We start from the raw sequence: 22,172 nt of genomic DNA on the forward strand, positions 1-22,172 counted from the left end.
ATAAATTAATTTATAAGTCTAAATAAAGGACCTTGATGTATATTTTTTGACCGTCTTTTTCCCAGATATCAAACATTCCGTCCTTTGAAGGCTTTGATCCTCTTGTATAATCATTTCCTATATTCAGAATATTCAGCAAAATGTATTCATCTCCTACCGAATTTACGAGATAAGCAGTTTTTTCAGACTTTCCGTCACCTGAACTTTTGATTCCATCTGCCAAAGCACGAAACTGGCTCAGATGATGCATAAAGTTATTTCCATCTTTTAAAGAATCATAAGCTCTGAGCAAAATAAGCAGAATATCAAGGTTTGTAGGATCTTTATCATACATCGCTTTTCCCTGCTTGATACACTCTTCAAAATTGTTTTGCTTAAAAGCTTCCGCCAAACTTTTGAAGGCTTCGTCTGAGGTATTTATTTTGTCTTCTCTGAAACTCCTTCCATAGTAAAGATACTGGGCTTCTATACTATCCAAAGACTTCGGATACCCTTTATATTTAAAAAGAAGTTTATCGTAATTGTACGGAGAATCAGACCCTTTGAGACTTTTCTCAATCGCTTTAAAATCTATTTTTGATTTCTGGCTGAACCCAAAAACCGAAAATAGAATGAATAAAAGGAAAAAATGATATTTCATTAATTGTTGTTTTCTTCCTCTTCGTCATCAAAGTACTCGAAAAGGAAATCATTGTATGGGAACCTGGAAATATGGATCTTCATGACCTCATCATAGATCATCTTTTTCATTTCCGGGAAGTTTTCCTTCGTTAAAGCAGAAATGAAAACAGTGGGGTGCTTTGATTTAGCCATCCATGTTTTTTTCCATTCTTCGAGAGAAACGTTTTTCTTCGTACTAGGAGTCAGATCATCATCATCCTTTTTCTCATAGCTGAAATCATCAATTTTGTTAAACACCATAATCATCGGTTTCTGATGAGCATTGATATCCATTAATATCTGATTAACAGAGTTGATATGATCTTCAAAACTTTCGTGAGAAATATCAACCACATGAATCAAAAGATCGGCTTCACGAACCTCATCCAACGTAGATTTAAATGATTCTACCAGCTGAGTAGGCAATTTTCTGATGAAACCTACCGTATCGGTAAGCAGAAACGGCAAATTCCCGATTACCACTTTTCTTACAGTGGTATCCAGTGTTGCAAACAATTTATTTTCAGCAAAGACTTCAGATTTTGAAATAGAGTTCATCAAGGTAGACTTTCCAACGTTCGTATATCCTACCAAAGCGGCACGCACTACTTTTCCGCGGTTGTTACGCTGAGTAGCCATCTGCTTATCGATAATTTTCAGTTTATCCTTCAAGAGAGTAATTCTGTCACGAATGATACGACGGTCAGTCTCAATCTCCGTTTCTCCGGGACCTCTCATCCCGATTCCCCCTTTCTGACGCTCCAAGTGAGTCCACATTCTGGTCAATCGAGGCAAAAGATACTGATATTGAGCCAACTCCACCTGAGTTCTCGCATAGGAAGTTTGTGCTCTTTGCGCAAAAATATCGAGAATAAGATTGGTGCGGTCTAAGATTTTAACCTCCATTTCTCTTTCTAAGTTTTTAAGCTGCGAAGGAGAAAGCTCATCGTCAAAAATTACGGTTCCGATCTCATTTTCTTTTACATATTCTTTTATCTCGAGTGCTTTTCCGCTCCCAATAAAGGTTTTGGAATCAGGCTGTGTTAATTTTTGGGTAAAGCGTTTTTGTACGGTTGCTCCTGCCGTGAAAGCTAAAAACTCAAGTTCATCCATGTACTCCACCAGTTTTTCTTCATCTTGATTTTGAGTAATAATTCCTACCAAGACCGCTTTCTCATAATTATGTTCTTTTTTTCTAGCATTAAGTTCTGTCTATGTTTATGATTTTTACAAGATAATATTTTTCAGAAAAAAAACAAAATCAATTTTTATTTAATCACATTTTTTAATATAAATTTAAGTTTAGCTATTTATTATTTTATAAAAAATCAATAACTTTATATAATAATTTTCTGATTTTTAAACTTTTAAATTAAAAATTAATTTCCAGAAGATCATGATGACCCATATTAGATGTATGATTATTGATGATGATGAACTGGACAGGCTGGTTCTTCAGCATTATCTTAAACAGTATGAGAATATAGAAATTGTCGCTTCTTTTGATTCGGCTGAAAAAGCAATTCCTTACCTGGAACTTCCGATTGATCTTCTGATCACCGAAACCAATTTAAAAGGCATGAGCGGACTGGAATTTCGAAAATTAGCCCATAAAATTCCTGCCTGCATATTTGTGAGTTCCCATCCTGAGCTTGCTGCTTATGTTTTCGAAATCGACACCCTGGATTTTATCACCAAGCCCCTCACTTCAGAACGCTTCCACTACTCCATGCAGAGACTTTTCGAATTCTTCAAAGTAAAAGAAAAATGTGAATGCTATGATGCGATACTGGGACATGATTTTATTAAGATAAAAGAGAGCGGAAATATTTTTCAGGTCAGAAAAACAGATATTCTTTACCTGGAAGCTCTCAAAGACTATACACGGATCATCACTCTGGAAAAAAAAACACTGTATTCTGGATTCTTTAGGCAATCTTCTACACAAAAGCTTTTTTGACTCTTTTATCAGAATACACAGAAGCTATGCCGTTCCCAAACACCTCATCCGGGGAAAAAGCTGTCATGAAATAGAACTGATTCACGATATAAAGCTGCCCATCGGCAGAACTTACAAAAATAATCTGTCTTTCTTTGAGCCTTAAAAAGGCGGTTACCATTCAATAATAATTCACAAAATGCCATTGGTCGATTATTTCTGCCGTTGGTCTATTTTTCAGCGATCAGGTTAAGATACGCTGTAATTTAGTCTTCCCAAATTTCTTATGGAAAGACTTGAATTTATCACCTTAAAAACTGTTATCCATGAAAAAAACATCTATTTATTCTCTCATCATGTTTGCCTTTTCCATCTCATTCCTCAAAGCTCAATCTGCAGTATTGGCAACGGGAATGGATGCTTCAGGCGGCAATGGCTCTGTATCCTACAGTATCGGGCAAGTGGCCTATCTTTATAAGGGCAGCGGAGACCAGGTTCTGGAAGGCGTTCAACAACCTTATGAAATCACGGCACTTACCACTCGTGAAGCAGCAACATCAGACTTGAAAGATATTTTACTGTACCCCAATCCTTTCAAAGATTATCTATACCTGGACTTTACTACAAATAATTTTAAAGGAGCAGAATACCAGCTATTTGATGCTCAGGGTAAATTAATCCGAAAAGATTTGATCTCACAACCAAAATCTGAGCTCAATTTCTCCGATATCCCTTCTGCGACCTATATCATTAGAATTAACCAACATGGAGAAAACGTAAAAACATTTAAAATCATCAAAAAATAATCACCATGAAAAAAATATTATTATTGTTCTGGATTCTGTCTGGTCTCTGTATGGGACTTTCACAGGCTCCTGAAAAAATGAGCTACCAGGCTGTCATAAGAAACGGATCAGGACAGTTACTAGGCAATCAGGCGATTGCTGTCAAAGTAAGTCTATTACAAGGATCTCCTGCAGGCACACTAGTATATTCTGAGCGGCTTACCGGAAATACAAATGCCAACGGCCTTATCAATATGGAGATAGGAACCGGAACTATACTCTCAGGGACCTTCCCTTCTATCGATTGGACTCTGGGAAATTATTATTTGAAAACAGAAACTGACCCTTCAGGCGGCACAAACTATACCATAGCAGGAACCAGCCAGCTCTTAAGTGTTCCCTATGCCATGTATGCAAAATCTGCAGGAGGCAGTGGGGGAAGTTTTGCGATCCCTTATACCAATACTGTCAATAATCCTTCTACTCTATTCTCTTTAACGAACGATGGAGACGGAACTTCACTAGAAGGGAATAACAACACGACAACATCCAATATTGCAGCGGTAAGAGGAATTGTAACCAGTACATCACCAGGAGGATTTTCTTCTGCAGTACGAGGAATCAATAACGGAACAGGGGGACTTGGTGTAGGGGTTTACGGAAGCCAGGCTGGAAGCGGATGGGGCGTCTATGGAACGACTCCTAATGGACTCGGAGTATATGGCAATGCAACAGGTAATGGAACAGGTGTATATGCTAACAGTAATACAGGTACCGGACTCACAGCAACCAGTAATAATGGAATCCCAGCAAGTATTTCTATTTTCAATAATGCCAATAATAATAATGCGCTCAGTGTTTCTACGGTAGGAAACGGAACTGTTGTCAATGTCTCCTCTACCGGAAATGGCGCTGGGGTAAGAAGCTCTACAGGAGCAGGGTTTGCTATTCATGGGATCACTACTGCCCAAACCTCTGCTGGTGTGGTGGCCGATAACAACGGAGCTGGTGAAGCTGTAGTCGGAAGAACTACCAGTGATATAGCCGGAGCTGTAGTAGGTAGAAATGATGGCGGTGGATATGGGGTAAGAGGTTTTATTGCAACCAACACATCCGGAACAGGGATAGGAGTCTATGGACAAGTAGGGACCAATAACAGTACCGGACGAGCAGGTAGATTTGAAAATTTTAACAATACCAATACTGACGCGAATACTTTTGAAGTGGTATCTAACGGAAATGGAAACATTCCCGACAACACAAAGGGAAATGCAGCTTCTTTTTTACTTGATAATAACAACAGTGTAGGTGCTGCTGTAAGAGGAGAAGTAAATACTATTTTTGGAAACTTTGGTGCTGCCGCTGTATTTGGTGTCTCTTCAGGAACCGGGGGCCGAGCAGGTCTATTCTATGCCTCAAATCCTGCCGGGAACGGAGCTTCACTTATTGCTTTAACTGATGGAAATGGAAATGCCATTACTGCTAATGCCGGCAAAGACGGAAACGGCGTGGAAACCAATATTGATGGAGCAGGAAACGCTCTCTACGCATGGGTTCCTAGTTTTTCTACCGGAAGAGCCGGAAGGTTTGAAATTTTCAATGAAGATAATACAAGTGATGTAGTAACTGTAAAAACTATAGGAAATGGTATTGCTGGAAACTTCAAGGTTGATAGAGTAACCGGAACCTCTGCTGCAGTAAAAGGAGAAGTCAATTCACAATTTGCTAATTTCGGAACAGCGGGTATATATGGTGTCTCTTCAGGAACGGGTGGTTATGCAGGTCTATTTTACGCTTCAAATGCTTCCGGAAATGGTCCCGCAGTATTAGCCCTGACTGATGGAAATGGAAATGGGATTACAGCTAATGCGGGGGGAAATGGTGATGGTATTGAGGCATCTTGTGACGGGCCTGGTAACGCCATCTCTGGTTTCATCCCCAACTTTGGTACGGGTAAAGCAGGCAGATTTGCTAACTTCAACAACGCTAATGGACAACCGGTAGTACATGTAACGACAACCGGTACAGGCTCTACTCTATTGATTAATCATCAGGGACCATCCGGTAATATCGCCATCTATCAAAGTGCATCTGCAAATGTTGCCCGTATCAATAAAGCAGGAACAGGGTTCTTCAATGGCGGAACACAAAATAGCGGCGCAGACGTTGCCGAAGCATTTGATGTAGAAGGAGCTGCTTCTCAATATGAACCCGGTGATATACTGGTCATTTCTACAAATTCTGACCGAACAGTAGAGAAATCTTCAACCCCTTACTCTAATCTTGTAGCCGGAGTATACGCCACCAAACCTGGTGTACTTTTGACAGAAGAACATATAGATACGGATCTTTCCGGTAAAGTTCCAATGGGAGTCATCGGTGTTATCCCTACCAAGGTATGTCTTGAAAACGGAAAAATAAAAAGGGGAGATCTTTTGGTCACATCCTCCCAAACAGGTGTTGCCATGAAGGCCAATCTTAAAAAGGTAAAAATAGGACAGGTCATCGGAAAAGCCCTTCAAGATTTCAGTCAAAAAGAGGTTGGTAAAATTCAAGTACTAGTCAATATAAAATAAGCCATTATGAAAACAGCATATATCATCCCGTTATTATTCCTGGGCACTTTTATTTATGCTCAAGAGAATAAACAGTCTGTTCCAATGGAAGACCAGACACAGGCACTGAAGCAAATAAAAGAGCAGGAAGCAAAACTCATGCAGGAGGCCAAAGAAAATTTAGAAAAGCAAACTCCGCATACAGGATTAACTTCTGACCAGGGACTGGAAGTAAAAAAACAGGAACAAAAATCTAAAGCTTCCAGCGACTCCGGAAAACAGCTTCCCAATACGGCAACATTGGAAGAAATAAAAAAAACAATTCCCAACAGACAGGCATATCACAATACTATAAATTCTAGGAACACAAAAACAATTATTGGGCTCCCTAATACTGCAACTTTAGAAGAAATAAAAAAAACAATTCCTAAAAACTAATAGCCCTAAAAAAACTAATAATCCCAAAAACTGATAACCAAACTAGATTTTTCAAACAAAAAGAAGTCCGCTGACCAGCGGACTTTTGTATTATTAAAGTTCGAATCATTAATCCCAATCAGCAGCTACAAATTTCATAATATTTCCCTGATTGTCAGACAACGTAAGAAAATGCCCTTCCACAGAGTATTTCGTCATGGTTTCAAATTTTTTCTGAAAAGAAGTTTCCAGAGTCATATCCTGACAGCCTTTTAAAGTACTTACTCCCTGAGAAATCTTCACTTTTCCTTCTTTTTTAAATTCAGAAGTAAAAGACATCTGGTTACAACCCATGTATGCACTTCCATAAATTTTCCCCTTTTCCATCTTTCCAGTCAGATTAATTTCAGCTTTATGATCGATTAGCTGATCTTTAGAAAACCCATCGAAAGAAACCAGCATCCATTGTCTTTGTAAATAAGGATCTTTATCTGGTACAGCAGAACAATTTACCACAAGCCCTAAGAATAATATTGTCAAAAGTGGAAATAATATTTTTTTCATGCTGATTATCATCCCATTTTCATACCAATCCTGGGCTGAATCTCATAAAAATTAGTAAATTAGCGACACAAAAATTATTTTATAAAATGAAAAGACTATTTCTACTATTCACTTTCTTACTGAGCTTTGCTCAGATGAGGGCGGATGAGGGGATGTGGCTGCTTATGCTTGTCAAAAGACTTAACGGTGTTGATATGCAAAAAGAGGGTCTACATCTAACGCCTGAAGAAATTTATTCAGTAAACAATTCCAGCTTAAAAGACGCCATTGTAAGTTTTGGTGGTTTCTGTACAGGAGAGATTGTTTCTGATAAAGGACTTTTATTCACGAACCACCACTGTGGGTACGGAGCTGTAGCTGCGGCTTCTACTCCGGAAAAAGACTATTTGAAGAACGGATTCTGGGCAATGAAACAGAAAGACGAATTCAATGCAAAGGATCTTTATGTAAGATTTTTAGTAAGAATGGATGATGCTACTCAAAGAATCACATCCAAGCTAAACAACAATATGACCGGAGCAGAGAGAAAAGCTGTAATTGATGCTGAGACTAAAGCAATCCAGACAGAAAACTCTGAAAACGGGAAATATACCGTAGTGGTAAAAGATTTCTTCAACGGAAACGAATTCTACTATTTCGTATACCAAGATTATAAAGATGTAAGATTAGTAGGGGCACCACCTTCATCATTAGGAAAATTCGGGGGTGATACTGACAACTGGGAATGGCCAAGACATACTGCAGACTTCACTGTTTTCAGAGTGTATGCTGATGCAGCAGGAAATCCTGCAGAATATTCTCCAAGTAACGTTCCTATGAAGCCTAAGCATTTCTTACCGGTTTCTCTTAAAGGAATTAAGCCTGGTGATTTCTCCATGATCCTTGGATACCCTGGCAGAACAAACCGTTACCTTACTTCTTATGGAATTCAGCAGATGGTAAACAAAGACTATCCGGCTTGGGTTGAAGCTTCTAAAACAGCAATGGATGTAATGAAGAAGTATATGGATAAAGATAAAGCGACTCAGCTTAACTATGCGTCTCAATATGCTTCTGTAGCTAACTATTGGAAAAACAGACAAGGCACGATTGACGCTGTTAACAAAAACGGAACTATCACTGATAAGAAAGGGATTGAGGATAAGTTCAAAACATGGGCAGTTCAACCGGGAAATACTATGTATGATGGTATTTTAGATGATATCAGCGCTTATTACAAACAAACTTCTGACAGAAATGTTGAAAGAAACTATGCTACTCAGTTTTCTAGAAACGCCAAATATATTTCTCTTGCTTTACAATTAGGTTCTGTTCTAAAGACTTATGCAGCTCAGGATATGCAAGGAAGATTAGCAATGAAGGCTAAAACAGAAGCGGCGATTAAAGCGGCTTATGAAAACTTCAGTACTCCATTGGAAGGGGAAATGCTTTCAGCAATGACCAGCCTTTACCAAGCTAGAGTAAAAAATCCAGAAGTGGCTTCTGCTACTATCTTAGGGCTAGATGCTAAAACAGTTTCTAACTTAGCTTACTCTTCTATTTTTGCAAACAAAACTTCTGCAACAAACTTCTTATTGAATCCTGATGCATTAAAACTTGATGCTGATCCACTTTGGAAAGCAGCAAACGGCATCACCGCAGATCAGAAAATGAGTACTGAAAGATATGTAAAGATAGATGATAATTTTGCAAAAAACAGCCGCCTATTCTTAGCTGGTTTAGTGAAAGCTATGCCTGAGAAGAAATTCTATCCGGATGCCAACTCTACAATGAGATTAACTTACGGAACAGTAGACAAACTTCCTATCAGAGAAGACAGAAACTACTTCGGAGTTACTGATAACTACTATACAGACATGTCTGGTCTTGTTGGAAAATACAAGAAAGGTGATGAAGAATTCGATCTTCCTCAAAGAGTAATTGACCTTTACAACCTTAAAGATTTCGGACAGTATGCTGATGCAAAAGGATACATGCCTGTAAACTTCCTTTCTAACAATGACATTACAGGAGGAAACTCTGGTTCTCCGGTAATTGATGGAGATGGAAACCTTATCGGTATTGCCTTTGACGGAAACAGCGAAGCATTAAGCGGAGATATCGTATTCGAGCCTGAATGGCAGAAAACAATCAACGTAGATGTTCGTTTTGTTCTTTGGACCATTGATAAATTTGCTGGTGCAAGAAGATTAGTTGATGAATTAAAGCTTGTAAGAGATGCAAATACTCCGGCTGATACAAAAACTAAAAACTCAGGTACTACAACATTACCTAAGAAAACAAAGAAAAAATAATATTATCTGATATATTTTTGAAACCGTGAAAGTAATTTTCACGGTTTTTTTATTTTTGAATATTAAAATATTAATAATGAGTTCTCAGCCTATATTATTCACAGCCATCATAAAACAGAATGGAGACATGAATGCTGCTTTTGTAGAGTTTCCATTTTCCACAGAAAAGCTGTTCAACAAAAAAGGACAGGTAAAAATTAAAGCTCTATTTGATGACAAGGCTGAATACCAGGGAAGTCTGGTTACAATGAAATCAGACTGTCATATTTTGGGACTGACCAAAGAAATCAGACAGCAACTTGGAAAAACTTTTGGCGATGAGGTTTCTGTCTCTCTTATTGAAGATAAAGAAGAAAGAATTGTTGAGATTGCAGATGACATTGTCTTGATCTTTAATGAAAACCCTGATGCAAAAGTATTATTCGACACAATGAGCTATACCCACAAAAAGGAATATATCCGATGGATTGAAGAAGCTAAAAAGCCTGAAACAAGAGAAAGCAGAAAAGCTAAAATGATTCAGATGATTCTGGAAGGAAAAAAAGGAGTATAATCACCTTTCTTTATCTATTACACTTTTACTTCTGCTTGCAAATATTGCTTTCCTCCTCCATTGGTAACAGTCAGGAATCCGTCATAATGAGCTACCCTTACTCCAAGGTCATTCATGACTTCTTTAAAATACCCACTCTTTTTTACATGATCTGGCTGCCATAGAAATTGTGCAGACTGCCCTTGTTGATTCTGAAAAATCAATGAATCCAGCCTATTTTCAAATCCTGATGAGGTAAGATCTATCACCACACTTTCATTAGCTACAAAGTCCTTAGTTAATATCATATATTTATTCATTTTCTATTTTTTTATTCTGAGACAAAAGTCTTTATCTCTAGCGACAGAACTCGACGTATTATTTACAAAACAGCTCTTTATAAAACTAGCTGATTTCAATATTTTTAAAATATTTGATATTTTTTTGTCAGGATCTTTAAAAGTGATCGACTATAGTTTTGACTACAACTTAAAAAAATCACTTTATGAAAAAGACATTCTTTAAAACCACAGTATTTGCGGCAGCTATAACAGCTGCATTAACGCTTTTTTCATGCGACGATTCGGATAACAACATGATGGACAACTCTTATCAGAGAACCATCACATTCGAAAATATCGTTGCTCCTAAAGACTTTGTACAAAGTGGAAGCTTTCAGGGATCAGGAACTCCTCCGGTGATCATGCCAGGGCAGTCTGTATCATTCAAGTTCAGCGCAGGAAAAACGCAGGCCCTTATGTTTGCCACGATGTATGGTGCTTCAAAAGATTGGTTTTTTGCATCTCAACAGCCAGGCATCAAACTCTTTGACTCTAATGGAGTTCCTATCACAGGTGATGTCTCTTCAAGCGTATTATTATGGGACAACGGAACTAAAGACAATATGACCGGTCAGCCCGAGAGCAAGCCCATCATGCAGGTTCCTAATGTAACAGCTTCGCAATTGATGAAACTTAATCTGACTTATGATGATGTAAAATCTGAATTCACTCTTACCATTAACAATACTTCCGGCGGAACAGCTAATCAGACGCCATTTTCTCCGGGAGTATGGGCCGTATCTAACTATAACGGTATGCAGCTCCTGAACAGTGCTCCATTTTTCACTCCTAATGCATTATCCAATCCTGAGATCACAGATATTGCCCAGATGGGAAATATTGACAAAATGAAGGCAAAACTTATGGCTAATACAGGAATTATGACGGGACTTTCTCCTGCACTGATCGTTGTGTATCGTGGGGATAAAAATCCTATTTATGAACTTGGGAAAACAGATGCCGGAATGGGATTGAAAGATATTGCCCAGTTTGGGAATGTGGCCAAACTTCAGAATAGTTTGAAATCGTTACCCAATATAAAAGGGGTCTATGTTGCAGGTAATGCACCTGTGGCTCCAGGAAATAAGGTAATGGCCAGCTTCAAAGCTGATCCGGGAGATAAGATTGCCTATGCAACCATGTTTGGTTTTTCTAATGATTGGTTCTATGCCAATGATCAAAATATCGAAGCTAATTTTAAAGGAGATCTTAGTTCAAAAACCTCTTTATTTGATTCAGGAACTGGAGTAGATCAATATCCTGGTGCAGGAAATCGTCAGGCTTTGTTTGGCGGAATCCCACAAAGTGAAAGTATGCCTATTTCTAAAGTTGGAACACAATATCCGGTTCCTGCTGTGCAAAATGTAATAAAAGTAACTGTGAATTAAAGTTTGTTGGATTCAACCTGGATCTATTTGTAAGGAATAGTTCGGTTTTCCAAAAATCCCACGCAGCTTTGCTGCCTGGGATTTAATTTACATTGATTCCATAAGCGGAATACCAAGGTACTTCAAATAGGAATCCAGCATATTTTTATCAAATACCGGTTCTTTTATATCTGAACCTTTCAGAAACTGCTGCACATTGGTGCAATCCCAGACATAGGTATTCTGATATAGCTCAACAGTGGATAACCCTTCATGCATATTATCTCTAAAGAGACTCGTCAATGGATACAATCGGTTTTTACTATCATCTTCCCATTGTTTTCGCCATTCTTTATAAGGAAGGCTTTTTAATGTAAACGGATAATACTTTTTCATGAGTCCGAAGAAATCCTCTAAGGTAAGGTTCGTTTCAGGACTGGCAATTAAGTTGAACTTCTTCCCTACCGCCTCTTTATTTTTAGTAATATGAGCCATGGATTTGGTCATATAATCTACTGTGATTAATCCTTCTCTCAATTCCGTCAGGGCCGGATAAGACTGGAATTCCACACAATTTTTCACTAAGCCTGACCACCATTGATATGGAGCGCTTGCACCTGTTTCACTGTGGCACATAGCATACCCTAATCTGTAAGTGATCAATGGCAATCCTTCTTTTGCAGCCAAATCTGCTACAGCTTCCATCACCCATTTACTCCTTACATAGCCAATATCTTTGCTTACCGACATCAGATTTTGAGCAATATCATCCGATTCAAGCATAACGGTCTTTCCTGTAAATATATGGCCCCAGCTATATACTGATATCGTGGACAGCAGTGCCAGACATTTTGTTCTTTCTGCCCCTGCCAGTTTTATAATTTCTCTCAGCCCCTCTACATTTGGAGCCTTCATATAGGAATAGGGTTCTATAAAATTTACTGAGCTTCCGGAATGGTAAATTAAATCTGTTTTTCCAGCCAACATTTTAAACATTTCTTCTGAAAGCCCCAGCGATGGTAGTGCCAGGTCGCCAATTACAGGAATAATTCTTGATTTTTGTTCTTCTTTTTGAGGAACAGCAAATTGTTTATAGCAACGGTCAATTTTTTCTTTAGCATGAAAATCATCCTGAGCTCTTACCAGACAGTAAATATCAGCATTTGTTGTATCTAAAAGTTCCTGTAAAAGATGAATTCCTACAAATCCTGTAACTCCGGTTAAAAATATAGCCGATGGATTTTCCAATTGCTTAGGATCAAAACCTCCAGCAAATACAGTTCCCGGAGCAAGATATACATCCTGCTGCAACTCTACATAAGGTTCCATATCTTCTATTGGAGCGGCTTCTCTTGTTTCTTTGGACCTGGTAATCAACATTTCTGAGAGCTGTTGCAATACTGGATACTGATAGATATCTCTCAGGTATACTTTTACTTCCAGTCTTCTTTCCAATGCTACTGCTACAACAGCAACTAACAGAGAATTTCCTCCGATATCAAAGAAGTTATCTGTAATATTAATTACTGGACGTTCCAATTCTGATGACCAGATATCTGCAATAATCCGTTCTGTTTCATTAGTGGGCGGCTCGAAAGAAACCAGATCTTTTGCTTCTTTATCTGCCAGTTTTTTTAAAAAATCAGAATCTGTTTTTCCATTGGCTGTAAGGGGAATTTATCAATAAAAATAATCTGGGCAGGAATCATATATCCCGGCAATTCTTCTTTCAATAGATTCCTGACAGAGGTACTATCTTTTTCAGAACCTGGTTTAGATACAATAAAAGCAATGAGATATTTATTGTTCCCAGCTGTATCTTTTGTAATTACGGTAGCCTCCTGCACAACTTCCTGTTGACTCAGAGTACGTTCTATTTCACTCAATTCTACCCGGAATCCACGGATTTTTATCTGATTATCTATTCTTCCTAAAAATTCAATCTCTCCATCAGGAAGCCATTTGGCAAGATCTCCGGTACAATATAGTTTTTCTTCCTTTTTAAAAGGGTTAGCTATAAACTTTTCATGGGTAAGTTCTTCATTATTAAGATACCCTTTAGCTAAAAGGTCACCTCCTATATATAATTCACCAACAGCGCCTATGGGTAACAATTCCATATTCTTTCCTAAAATATAGGCTTTGGCATTTGCTATAGGCCTGCCTATTGAAGAGATATATTTACCTTCTACATCTTTAACCCTCCTAAATGTAGCATATACTGTACATTCGGTAGGTCCGTAATAATCTATGAGTTCATAGCTCAATTCTGTAGTTAATACTGGTTTTAGTTTTTCACCCGCTGTGAAAAGATATTTAAGTGATAAATCATTATAATTTTTAGTCTTCTCTATAAAAGATGGAACAAGAACTGTTGGTACGAAGCCATGGGTAATATGATTTTTGTGGAAATATTCTACTAAAGCAGAGGTATCTGTTCTTTCTTCATTTTCAGCAATAAAAAGCTTTGCTCCGGAGGTAAGTCCGGACCATGTTTCCCACACAGAAATATCAAATGCCAAACCTGCAACAATAGTGAGATGTGAGGTATGATCCACATGAAAGTGATGGTTATGCCATGTTACCAAATGTTGAATTGCCTGATGGATAATCATTACTCCCTTGGGTTTTCCGGTAGATCCAGAAGTATAAATGGTATATGCCAATGCTTCCTGATGAATTTCAATTTCCGGCTGTTGTAAAGAAAAGGAATCCAGATCTTTCATCGTATTCAGCTGAAAAATTTCAGTTTTTATATTCTCCGAAAGCTGTGAACCAAAATATTGGCTGGCAATCATTATTTGAGCAGAAGTATCTGAAAGAATGTATTCTACCCTTTTTACCGGATATGCCGGATCTATAGGAACATATGCTGCTCCTGTTTTTACAATTCCAAGAACAGCGACAACCCACTCCAAAGAACGGTCAAGCCACACAGGAACAAACATATTTTCTTTAATGCCTTTGTTTATTAATTGATTGGCAAGCTGGTTACTTTTCTGTTCCAGTTCTTTGTAGGTGATCTCCTGATCCTTGTATACAACCGCAACATGATCAGGATGAAGTTCAACCTGTTTTCTAAAAAGGGATACCAGAGTTTCTTCCTTTTTATAATCCCATCCGGTTTTATTGAAATCATTTAAAAGTCTCTCTCTGTCTGCGGAAGACAGCAATACAGCGGTTCCCAATGACTGGGTTTCTAATGTTGATGTTGAATTTGACATTGTAATGATGTGATTTGGTTAAAAGCTTACTTTTCCTTAGAACTTTTTCTATCAACACCATTCAAAGCTAATTGATTGAAAACATGGACACTGACCTATTATTCAATCATAAAATTAAGGGAATAACAAGGTGCAAAGGTTAGGCACAATGATGAATTCAATGTGTAATGATAATAGCTTTGTAAACGGTTGTTGCAGATAAAGATCAGATGATCTGCCCGGTTGAACAGAACTGTAAATAAAACAATGCTTTATTTATAACTCTCAAAAAGAATGTTTTAATTCTTCCATGTAGGCCTTAAAAGAAAATCATCTTATTGATTAACAATTTAAACTACATAATGAATTATGGTTAATAATTCATTAGTCAAATTTAACATAATAAAAATATAAAATGTTACATAATTATAAGATTCTCCCACACGAAAAATTTAATTATTATAAAAAAACAAATTGATTTACAATAAAATACATTTACAAAATCAATAATCGAAATACTATAAGATTATAAGAAAACCGTACTATAAGAAAAGAAACAAGGAAACCAAATTTTACATAATTAATAACTTAAATCATTCTCACTAAGCATTCCAGAATTCACGGTCCAGACTTCTGTACTGTATGGCCTCAGAAATATGATGGGAAAGGATTCTCTCAGACTCTTCAAGATCAGCAATCGTACGGGCAACTTTCAGAATTCTGTCATAAGCCCTTGCAGATAGATTTAGTTTCTCCATAGCCAGTTTGATGAGGTTGAATGAGGTTTCATCGAGATCACAGAATGCCTCAATTTCTTTTGGACCAATCTGAGCATTGCTGCTGATATTGAGATTTTTATACCGTTCATTCTGAATATCTCTTGCTTTCAAAACCCGCTCCCGGATATCTTTACTTTTTTCTCCTTTCCTTTTTTCTGAAAGCTGTTCAAATTCTACTTTCTGAACTTCTATATGAATATCAATTCTATCTAAAAGCGGCCCGGAGAGCTTATTCATATACCTTTGCATTTCGTAAACCGAAGATGTATTATTAGGATCATCAGGAAAAAATCCACTCGGACTTGGATTCATTGACGCCACCAGCATAAAACTAGCGGGATAATTAACGGTGAACCGGGCTCTTGAAATCGTTACTTCCCTATCTTCCAGAGGCTGTCTCATGACCTCAAGCACAGTTCTTTTGAATTCCGGCATTTCATCCAGAAATAAAACGCCATTATGAGCCAGCGAAATTTCTCCCGGCTGAGGATAACTTCCCCTGTAAATTTGTAAAGTAGATGATAAAATTTGAACAAAAATCGTCTTTCTTTCCAAAAGAACGTGATAAATCTGATCTTAATTAATCAATCTACACCGCTAAAATTACAAAACATGGTGATAATAAGTTCAAAAAAGACTTATGAGATTGATTTAACAGAATATCTCATAAATACAGATTCGATCATTATTCAGAAAAACTCTGAAAAGAAAATAACTCAACAGCTAACAAAAGATTACATGCACGTTTTAGAAAAAAATGATGATGTAGTAAAATATTGTGAACAGCCTTTCAAGATTAACTATTTTTTTTAAGAATTTGGTTAAAGAATTCATTCCTGACTTTTATGTAAAATATAAAAATGAAGAAGAAGAATTAATCATATTAAATATTGGAAATAAAGATGCTTCAGAAATATCAGAAATTAAAAAAATACTTAAAGAAAATAACATCAATTTTTCAATCCTACAGCATCAAGACATAGATTCTAATCTTCTTTTTAATTATAAATTTTTAAGTAATTACTATAACAAAGGCAGGTTTATTAATGATATGGATATCCACACTGTATTTACAATAGTTGACAAATTTAAAAAGCTGACTATTAATCAATTATTAGAAGAGGTAGGAAAAACTTTTGAAAGAAAAGCAGAAATTCTTTACGTTACATGGTACCTAATTAATAGTAATTTACTTAATTTTAATAAAGAGGAAAAAATATCGCTTAATACTATAATTTGGGATAAACATGAATAGAACATATATTTCTAAAGGGGAAAAGGTCATTTATGATAACAAAGAATGTATTATTGTAAAGATAATAAGTACATCTAAAGTATCTGTTACTGAGGTTAATTCTAATATAATTCATACCGTATCCATAAAAGATATAACCCCATTCACAGATTTAAGTAGTACTCCGATGGAGATACTAACTGATAAAGATTGGGAAAAAGCTAAAACCAGGTTTAATATTATAAAGCCCATCCTTTCAAATCGAGGAGATCTTTCCTTGATAAATCGCATTTCTTTTGAAAATAATATTAGTATACCTACAATATATAGATGGTTGAAGTTTTATGATAATGGTCAAACCGTATCATCTTTGGCCGGAAAGAGAAAAACTGGAGGAAGAGGCAAAAGTAGACTTACAAATAAACAAGAGGAAATCATTTCTGACAAAATAAATTCAGTTTATTTGAATCAAAATAGGAAATCAATAACAAGAGTTATTACGGAAGTTAAAATAGCATGTTATGATTTAGACATTCCCTCTCCTCACGACAATACTATTAGAAGTAGGATTAAAGGGATATCTGATGAAGAAAAAATAAAAAAAAGATTAGGAATAAAAGAAGCTCGTTATAAATATGAACCTATAAAATCAAGCTATGATGAAGCAAGCTTTCCTTTATCAATAGTACAAATAGACCATACTTTACTAGATATAATATTGGTTGATGAATTAGAGAGGAAAGCCTATAAAAGACCTTGGATTACTGTTGCTATAGATATATATAGCAGAATGGTTATTGGACTTTATTTATCTTACGATCCACCAGGAGCAATAGGGACTGGACTGTGTATTTCAAATTCAATTCTTCCCAAAGAACTTTGGCTAGAAAGAATCGGAGTTTCAGCACATTGGCCGTGTTGGGGTGTTATGGATTGTTTACACCTAGATAATGCTAAAGAATTTCATGGCAAAATGTTAAGAGATGCATGTGATAATTATGGAATATCTTTAAAATACAGACCAGTAGCAACACCTCATTATGGAGGACACATAGAACGATTGCTCGGCACATTTGCAACAGAAATACATAATCTTCCGGGAACTACTTTTTCAAATGAACAAGAAAGAAAAAACTATAAAAGTGAAGAGAATTCATCATTAACCTTAACAGAGCTTGAACGCTGGTTAATAACTTATATTACTAAGATCTATCACACAAGAACTCATTCCTCACTTGGGGTATCGCCACTAAAAAAATATGAGGATGGAATAATGGGCAATGAAAACATCCCAGGTCGAGGTATCCTTCCCAGAATAAATGATATCCGAAGAACAAGATTAGACTTTATGCCTTATGTTGTACGCTCTATTCAAGAATATGGGGTGGTTATCGATCATTTATATTATTACGCAGATATTTTGAGACCTTATATTCATAAAAAAGATAACAATAAAGGCTATATTTTTAAGAGAGATCCAAGAGATATCAGCTTAATTTATTTTCTCGATCCAGCAACAGAAGAATACTATGACATTCCATTCAGAAATGCCACCTATCCCCCAATTTCTTTATGGGAGTACAGAGATTCTCTTAAGAGAGTTAAGGAAAGAAATAAAGAAATCAACGAAGAAAATATTTTTGAAGCATTCAAAGAGTTAACAACTATCGAAAAGAAGTCTATTTTAACAACAAAAAGAAAAAGAAAAGAGTACCAATCCCTTGACTATAGAAAGGAAATGAATACTTCAAATATAGACGTGAATGACTTTATACCTGAAAACAATGAGATAATTAAACCTTTTGAAGATTTAGACGATGAAGCATTTAACAAAAAATACTAGAGATTTTGTTGAGAGATCAACTGAACATGAAAGAATTACATCTTGTAGATTTCCGAAATGGATTGGATATAGCCAAGCAACTAAAATTATTAATAGAATGGATGAGTTACTGATCTATCCAAAAAGTACTAGAATGACCAATATTTTACTTGTAGGAGAATCTAATAATGGAAAAACAGCTATTCTCAATAAATTCAATCAAAAATATGGAGCATCTTATGACGAAAAGACAGGAAATGTAATAAACCCTGTAATTATGGTACAAGCCCCACCTGAGCCTGACGAAAGAAGGTTTTATAATGCTATTTTAGAACATATATTTGCTCCATATAAGACCTCTGAAAAACTGGATTTAAGGTACTTACGCGTCAAAAAAATGCTAACAGAACTACAAACTAAGGCATTAATAATAGATGAAATCCATCACGTATTGGCTGGTACTCCAACAAAGCAAAGAAAGTTTTTAAATGTTATCAAACATTTGTCAAATGACTTACAGATACCTATCATATGTGCAGGAACAATGCTTGCTTTCAATGTTATACAAAGTGATCATCAGTTAGCAAATCGCTTTGAGCCAAGGGTTGTCCCTAAATGGTCAAATGATATGGAATTTAAACGCCTTTTAGCAAGCTTTGAGGCATTAATCCCTCTAAAAAAAGAATCTATGCTCACAGAAAATTCCATAACAATGAAACTTTTGGTAATGAGTGATGGCCTTATTGGAGAAGTGGCTAGAATACTTGAACTTTGCAGTATTGAAGCAATCAAAAGCGGAGAAGAAAAAATAACCAAAGAGATTATATTGAATATTGATTATATTTCACCTCAAGACAGAAAAAAAAGATATTTTGCTTGATGGTTTATATTAAAGAATTCAAGAAAAATATATTTCCGGCATATATTAATCCGGAAATTAATGAACTTTTTAGTTCATGGTATTGTAGACTGGCAATTAGTCATTATGTAAAACCACTAACATTTATAAAAAATAATTTTGGACACAATGCGCCAATTTTTGGAAGAGATATTGACTACCTTAAGCCTGATTATGTAGTAAATTTCTTATTGAATCACACCCCATTATCTAAAAAAAGAATCGATAAATTATTCCTCACTTCCTATAATGACATTTATTTTAATAATTATTCTAATAGAAAAGGACATATCTTAAGTTTAGGACTAAACAATAGGAATAGAAAAAGATTTGGTACTATGTGTTGTCCCAAATGCCTATCATCAAACCCCCTACTATAAAAAAGAATGGAGATTATTTTCTACAATCATATGTATGAAATGTAAATCCTCTTTAATTGACAGATGTCCTAATTGTCAAAAGCCAATTTCATATCATCTTATTTATAATAGCGGTAACCAGTCCATTCCCGATCTTTCTTTTAGATTTTCATTATGCTGGTATTGCAAAATGGATTTGTCTACTTTTGAATTAATACAACCTACATCCTTAGAAATTGAATATCAGAATTTTATAAATCGCACTTTAGATAATGGATTTAACCATTATACAAATTATTCATTTTCATTTATCAATGGACTTATTTTATTATGCAGAACCGCTAGGGGAACTAGAAAAAATAAGTTTAATCAGAAATTTACTACTATTTTAGCGAATGAATACAATCTACATCTTTCGCCCATAAAAGAGGAAACTGGCTTCTGGTCTTTACAAGAAAGAAAAGAAACTTTACCCTTCATTTATAGATTTATTAAAGACTTTGCCGTAGATAAAAGTATTCCCCAGCACCTTAACTTGACAAGATCATATCTTACTATTTACAAACAGGATCTAGATTACTGGATTATTTCCCTGTTAGATCTTTGATTGCTGTAGCTATTCGATTATAAAGACTTTCCACACTATCTTCGAAAGTATCTCTTTTAATTTTATTAAGTGCATCTACAACTACAAAATTATAAATCTTTAATTTTGATATCTTTAATAATGACCAATTAGATTTATGGTCTCTTCTTACTTTTATTATACCGTTTTTTAAACCCTCGTCATGTTCTGAATCAAAACCTCCCTCTCCGATGTGCTTTATAATTCCTATTCTCTTTGATTCATTATTACTCGCAATAATACAATATTCTTGATCTTTATATTTAATTCTAAACAATATAATAGATCCATTCTCTGTAAAATTTAGAGGATCATAAGAAAAGACACTTGTACCCTGTCTTTTTAAATAAATATAATCACAAGCAAACTCATTATATTCTTTTAAAAGGTCAAAGGCAGATAAAATTATGCGCATATAATCAGTATTCTCAGAAATACCAGAGATAAAATTTACGAGACCTGTTTCACTATCATTACTATGGTTTGATATTGATTCATCATAATCTTTAATATGTTTAACAAAATTATTTTCAAAATTTGTATTATTTTTAATAACTGTTGGTATAGCATCTGCAACGTTTGGGGATTCCAAAAATTTAGGTCCTTCATCACTAATAATAACATCCTGAATAGCTTCATTATTAGTGTAAAGTGTATCTGATACAATATCTCCATCATTATTATGATTATATCCCACACTTGTTCCCTGAACTATTTCATTCGTATTTTCATCTTCAACAATCAATGCAGCATCTTGATCATCCAAAATAAAATTCTCAAGTTCAAACAATGCTTTATCCGAGGGTAATGATACATTATCAATAGCATAAACCATATTAATTAACCCAGCTTTATCAATAGGATGATAATGAAGATCCATTTTTATTATTGCTTCTTTTTGAAAGGGCAATGAATAAAGTATATAAGACATTAAATCTTCATTATTCTTTTGTTTATCAAATAATTCCTTTAGAAAACTTCGTCTTATATTATACAATCTTTTAATATCTCCTTTCTTCAAGAAATGAAATTTGCTTAATATTCTTGCTTCCGCTTTATTTATAAGAGAAGACCGATAAGCAACAACTGCATAATCATCAAATTTATATGGTTTTACAATACCAGGAATAAAAACTCCATATATCAAGTAATAAAGTGTTAGAGATGATAATGAATAGAAATAAGACTGTATTACATTAAAGGGTATTATAAATTTTGCATTATCAATATCAACATGATAACATGGTACATCTCCATAGGTATGGGATTCAAGTAACGGATAAAATGTTTTTCCATTTCCTAAATTATTTTCAATATTTAAAATGGTTCCATTATTTATTCGACTAATAAGAACATCATGTAAAATATTAATTTTTTCATGATTATGAGCAGATTGTAGAAAGTTCCCTAAATAGTCATAGTAATTACCCTGTCTATATCTAATTGTATATTCTTCTCGAAATGGAATACAGAATGTTTTTAAATTTCGTTGGAACTTAAAAAAAGTATTATTACAAAGAGTAATATAAACCTCTCTATGAATTACATCATTGATATAATAGCTTCTACCAAGCCATGAAATAAACCAAAATTTATTTTTGAAATCTATTTTGTCTGCTTCTTCGTAAACCCACGCACGAAGCCGGAGTTTTATGGGTAGATTTTGTGCAATTTTTGGTAACATCTTGTGAATTACAATAGGTAATGATAAAAATATTAAAAATATTGAGTCATTCAAAAAAATTGTGTTTGATAAAATATTATCATAACACTATTGACTTTGTCAAAAAAAAACTTT

The 22,172-nt window shown here is 35.3% G+C and carries 19 protein-coding genes and 1 pseudogene; 12 read left to right on the forward strand and 8 right to left on the reverse strand.

Going from position 1 to position 22,172, the window contains the following annotated elements; all coding sequences use genetic code 11:
* Nucleotides 1-10: 10 nt before the first annotated feature.
* Both H5J24_RS22640 and hflX read right to left on the reverse strand, forming a co-directional pair.
* Nucleotides 11-640, reverse strand: a complete 630-nt coding sequence (locus tag H5J24_RS22640; RefSeq protein ID WP_068940859.1) for a DUF4919 domain-containing protein — start codon at nucleotides 638-640, stop codon at nucleotides 11-13.
* Nucleotides 640-1,824 carry a GTPase HflX gene (gene hflX / locus H5J24_RS22645; RefSeq protein ID WP_232815879.1) on the reverse strand — a complete coding sequence of 395 codons (1,185 nt, stop codon included), beginning with the start codon at nucleotides 1,822-1,824 and terminating at the stop codon, nucleotides 640-642. Before hflX ends, H5J24_RS22640 begins: the two co-directional genes overlap by 1 nt.
* A 232-nt stretch (nucleotides 1,825-2,056) precedes the next feature.
* On the opposite strand from hflX, the gene H5J24_RS22650 reads away from it, so the two are divergent.
* The 5 genes from H5J24_RS22650 (at nucleotide 2,057) to H5J24_RS22670 (ending at nucleotide 6,377) form a co-directional block, all read left to right on the forward strand.
* Entirely contained in the window at nucleotides 2,057-2,620 is a 564-nt protein-coding gene (locus tag H5J24_RS22650; RefSeq protein WP_232815880.1) for a LytR/AlgR family response regulator transcription factor, read from the forward strand.
* Nucleotides 2,580-2,765, forward strand: coding sequence for a LytTR family transcriptional regulator DNA-binding domain-containing protein (locus tag H5J24_RS22655; RefSeq protein ID WP_232816397.1), 186 nt, complete (start codon nucleotides 2,580-2,582; stop codon nucleotides 2,763-2,765). The genes H5J24_RS22650 and H5J24_RS22655 overlap by 41 nt, the downstream gene beginning before the upstream one ends.
* A 160-nt stretch (nucleotides 2,766-2,925) precedes the next feature.
* Entirely contained in the window at nucleotides 2,926-3,405 is a 480-nt protein-coding gene (locus H5J24_RS22660; RefSeq protein ID WP_068940866.1) for a T9SS type A sorting domain-containing protein, read from the forward strand.
* Between the two features lie 5 nt (nucleotides 3,406-3,410).
* The gene (locus tag H5J24_RS22665; RefSeq protein WP_068940868.1) at nucleotides 3,411-5,960 is read left to right on the forward strand and encodes a beta strand repeat-containing protein; all 2,550 of its coding nucleotides are present in this window, start codon (nucleotides 3,411-3,413) and stop codon (nucleotides 5,958-5,960) included.
* Between the two features lie 6 nt (nucleotides 5,961-5,966).
* Entirely contained in the window at nucleotides 5,967-6,377 is a 411-nt protein-coding gene (locus H5J24_RS22670) for a hypothetical protein (protein ID WP_068940870.1), read from the forward strand.
* Between the two features lie 108 nt (nucleotides 6,378-6,485).
* Here H5J24_RS22670 and H5J24_RS22675 read toward each other — a convergent pair whose 3' ends face one another.
* The gene (locus tag H5J24_RS22675) at nucleotides 6,486-6,920 is read right to left on the reverse strand and encodes an META domain-containing protein (RefSeq protein ID WP_068940947.1); all 435 of its coding nucleotides are present in this window, start codon (nucleotides 6,918-6,920) and stop codon (nucleotides 6,486-6,488) included.
* A gap of 86 nt (nucleotides 6,921-7,006) precedes the next feature.
* On the opposite strand from H5J24_RS22675, the gene H5J24_RS22680 reads away from it, so the two are divergent.
* Both H5J24_RS22680 and H5J24_RS22685 read left to right on the forward strand, forming a co-directional pair.
* Nucleotides 7,007-9,214 carry a S46 family peptidase gene (locus tag H5J24_RS22680; protein WP_068940872.1) on the forward strand — a complete coding sequence of 736 codons (2,208 nt, stop codon included), beginning with the start codon at nucleotides 7,007-7,009 and terminating at the stop codon, nucleotides 9,212-9,214.
* Between the two features lie 76 nt (nucleotides 9,215-9,290).
* Nucleotides 9,291-9,767 carry a YdeI/OmpD-associated family protein gene (locus tag H5J24_RS22685; protein ID WP_068940874.1) on the forward strand — a complete coding sequence of 159 codons (477 nt, stop codon included), beginning with the start codon at nucleotides 9,291-9,293 and terminating at the stop codon, nucleotides 9,765-9,767.
* A 17-nt stretch (nucleotides 9,768-9,784) separates the two neighbouring features.
* Here the strand turns inward: H5J24_RS22685 and H5J24_RS22690 are convergent, their stop codons facing one another.
* Nucleotides 9,785-10,066, reverse strand: coding sequence for a hypothetical protein (locus tag H5J24_RS22690; protein ID WP_068940876.1), 282 nt, complete (start codon nucleotides 10,064-10,066; stop codon nucleotides 9,785-9,787).
* Nucleotides 10,067-10,251: 185 nt separating this feature from the next.
* Between H5J24_RS22690 and H5J24_RS22695 the strand changes: the two genes are divergently transcribed.
* The gene (locus tag H5J24_RS22695; protein ID WP_068940879.1) at nucleotides 10,252-11,475 is read left to right on the forward strand and encodes a spondin domain-containing protein; all 1,224 of its coding nucleotides are present in this window, start codon (nucleotides 10,252-10,254) and stop codon (nucleotides 11,473-11,475) included.
* A gap of 87 nt (nucleotides 11,476-11,562) precedes the next feature.
* Here H5J24_RS22695 and H5J24_RS22700 read toward each other — a convergent pair whose 3' ends face one another.
* From H5J24_RS22700 to H5J24_RS22710, 3 genes and pseudogenes are all read right to left on the reverse strand, one after another.
* Entirely contained in the window at nucleotides 11,563-12,993 is a 1,431-nt protein-coding gene (locus H5J24_RS22700; protein WP_232815881.1) for a thioester reductase domain-containing protein, read from the reverse strand.
* A gap of 95 nt (nucleotides 12,994-13,088) precedes the next feature.
* The gene (locus H5J24_RS22705; protein ID WP_228407583.1) at nucleotides 13,089-14,678 is read right to left on the reverse strand and encodes a non-ribosomal peptide synthetase; all 1,590 of its coding nucleotides are present in this window, start codon (nucleotides 14,676-14,678) and stop codon (nucleotides 13,089-13,091) included.
* Between the two features lie 581 nt (nucleotides 14,679-15,259).
* Nucleotides 15,260-15,937, reverse strand: a pseudogene (locus H5J24_RS22710) (ATP-binding protein); the annotation flags it as partial.
* A 277-nt stretch (nucleotides 15,938-16,214) separates the two neighbouring features.
* On the opposite strand from H5J24_RS22710, the gene H5J24_RS22715 reads away from it, so the two are divergent.
* Genes H5J24_RS22715 through H5J24_RS26280 form a run of 4 tightly spaced genes read left to right on the forward strand, consistent with a single transcriptional unit; the run spans nucleotide 16,215 to nucleotide 19,770 of the window.
* The gene (locus H5J24_RS22715) at nucleotides 16,215-16,691 is read left to right on the forward strand and encodes a hypothetical protein (protein WP_232815882.1); all 477 of its coding nucleotides are present in this window, start codon (nucleotides 16,215-16,217) and stop codon (nucleotides 16,689-16,691) included.
* Complete coding sequence (locus H5J24_RS22720; RefSeq protein WP_232815883.1) at nucleotides 16,684-18,513, forward strand: Mu transposase C-terminal domain-containing protein; 1,830 nt, start codon at nucleotides 16,684-16,686, stop codon at nucleotides 18,511-18,513. Before H5J24_RS22715 ends, H5J24_RS22720 begins: the two co-directional genes overlap by 8 nt.
* On the forward strand, nucleotides 18,488-19,372 hold the full coding sequence (locus H5J24_RS22725) for a TniB family NTP-binding protein (RefSeq protein ID WP_232815884.1): 885 nt from the start codon (nucleotides 18,488-18,490) through the stop codon (nucleotides 19,370-19,372). The genes H5J24_RS22720 and H5J24_RS22725 overlap by 26 nt, the downstream gene beginning before the upstream one ends.
* On the forward strand, nucleotides 19,372-19,770 hold the full coding sequence (locus H5J24_RS26280; RefSeq protein WP_429831923.1) for a TniQ family protein: 399 nt from the start codon (nucleotides 19,372-19,374) through the stop codon (nucleotides 19,768-19,770). The genes H5J24_RS22725 and H5J24_RS26280 overlap by 1 nt, the downstream gene beginning before the upstream one ends.
* Nucleotides 19,771-20,333: 563 nt before the next feature.
* On the opposite strand, the gene H5J24_RS22730 is transcribed toward H5J24_RS26280, so the two are convergent.
* On the reverse strand, nucleotides 20,334-22,058 hold the full coding sequence (locus H5J24_RS22730) for a hypothetical protein (RefSeq protein ID WP_232815885.1): 1,725 nt from the start codon (nucleotides 22,056-22,058) through the stop codon (nucleotides 20,334-20,336).
* Nucleotides 22,059-22,172 lie beyond the last annotated feature (114 nt).

The sequence above is a fragment of the Chryseobacterium capnotolerans genome (assembly GCF_021278965.1).
GTDB classification, from domain to species: domain Bacteria; phylum Bacteroidota; class Bacteroidia; order Flavobacteriales; family Weeksellaceae; genus Chryseobacterium; species Chryseobacterium capnotolerans.

Coding starts and splice junctions, on each gene's coding strand:
- H5J24_RS22640 (WP_068940859.1), bottom strand. CDS start 640: ATGAAATATCATTTTTTCCTTTTATTCATTCTATTTTCGGTTTTTGGG.
- H5J24_RS22650 (WP_232815880.1), top strand. CDS start 2,057: ATGATGACCCATATTAGATGTATGATTATTGATGATGATGAACTGGAC.
- H5J24_RS22660 (WP_068940866.1), top strand. CDS start 2,926: ATGAAAAAAACATCTATTTATTCTCTCATCATGTTTGCCTTTTCCATC.
- H5J24_RS22665 (WP_068940868.1), top strand. CDS start 3,411: ATGAAAAAAATATTATTATTGTTCTGGATTCTGTCTGGTCTCTGTATG.
- H5J24_RS22670 (WP_068940870.1), top strand. CDS start 5,967: ATGAAAACAGCATATATCATCCCGTTATTATTCCTGGGCACTTTTATT.
- H5J24_RS22675 (WP_068940947.1), bottom strand. CDS start 6,920: ATGAAAAAAATATTATTTCCACTTTTGACAATATTATTCTTAGGGCTT.
- H5J24_RS22680 (WP_068940872.1), top strand. CDS start 7,007: ATGAAAAGACTATTTCTACTATTCACTTTCTTACTGAGCTTTGCTCAG.
- H5J24_RS22685 (WP_068940874.1), top strand. CDS start 9,291: ATGAGTTCTCAGCCTATATTATTCACAGCCATCATAAAACAGAATGGA.
- H5J24_RS22690 (WP_068940876.1), bottom strand. CDS start 10,066: ATGAATAAATATATGATATTAACTAAGGACTTTGTAGCTAATGAAAGT.
- H5J24_RS22695 (WP_068940879.1), top strand. CDS start 10,252: ATGAAAAAGACATTCTTTAAAACCACAGTATTTGCGGCAGCTATAACA.
- H5J24_RS22705 (WP_228407583.1), bottom strand. CDS start 14,678: ATGTCAAATTCAACATCAACATTAGAAACCCAGTCATTGGGAACCGCT.
- H5J24_RS22720 (WP_232815883.1), top strand. CDS start 16,684: ATGAATAGAACATATATTTCTAAAGGGGAAAAGGTCATTTATGATAAC.
- H5J24_RS22725 (WP_232815884.1), top strand. CDS start 18,488: ATGAAGCATTTAACAAAAAATACTAGAGATTTTGTTGAGAGATCAACT.
- H5J24_RS26280 (WP_429831923.1), top strand. CDS start 19,372: ATGGTTTATATTAAAGAATTCAAGAAAAATATATTTCCGGCATATATT.
- H5J24_RS22730 (WP_232815885.1), bottom strand. CDS start 22,058: ATGTTACCAAAAATTGCACAAAATCTACCCATAAAACTCCGGCTTCGT.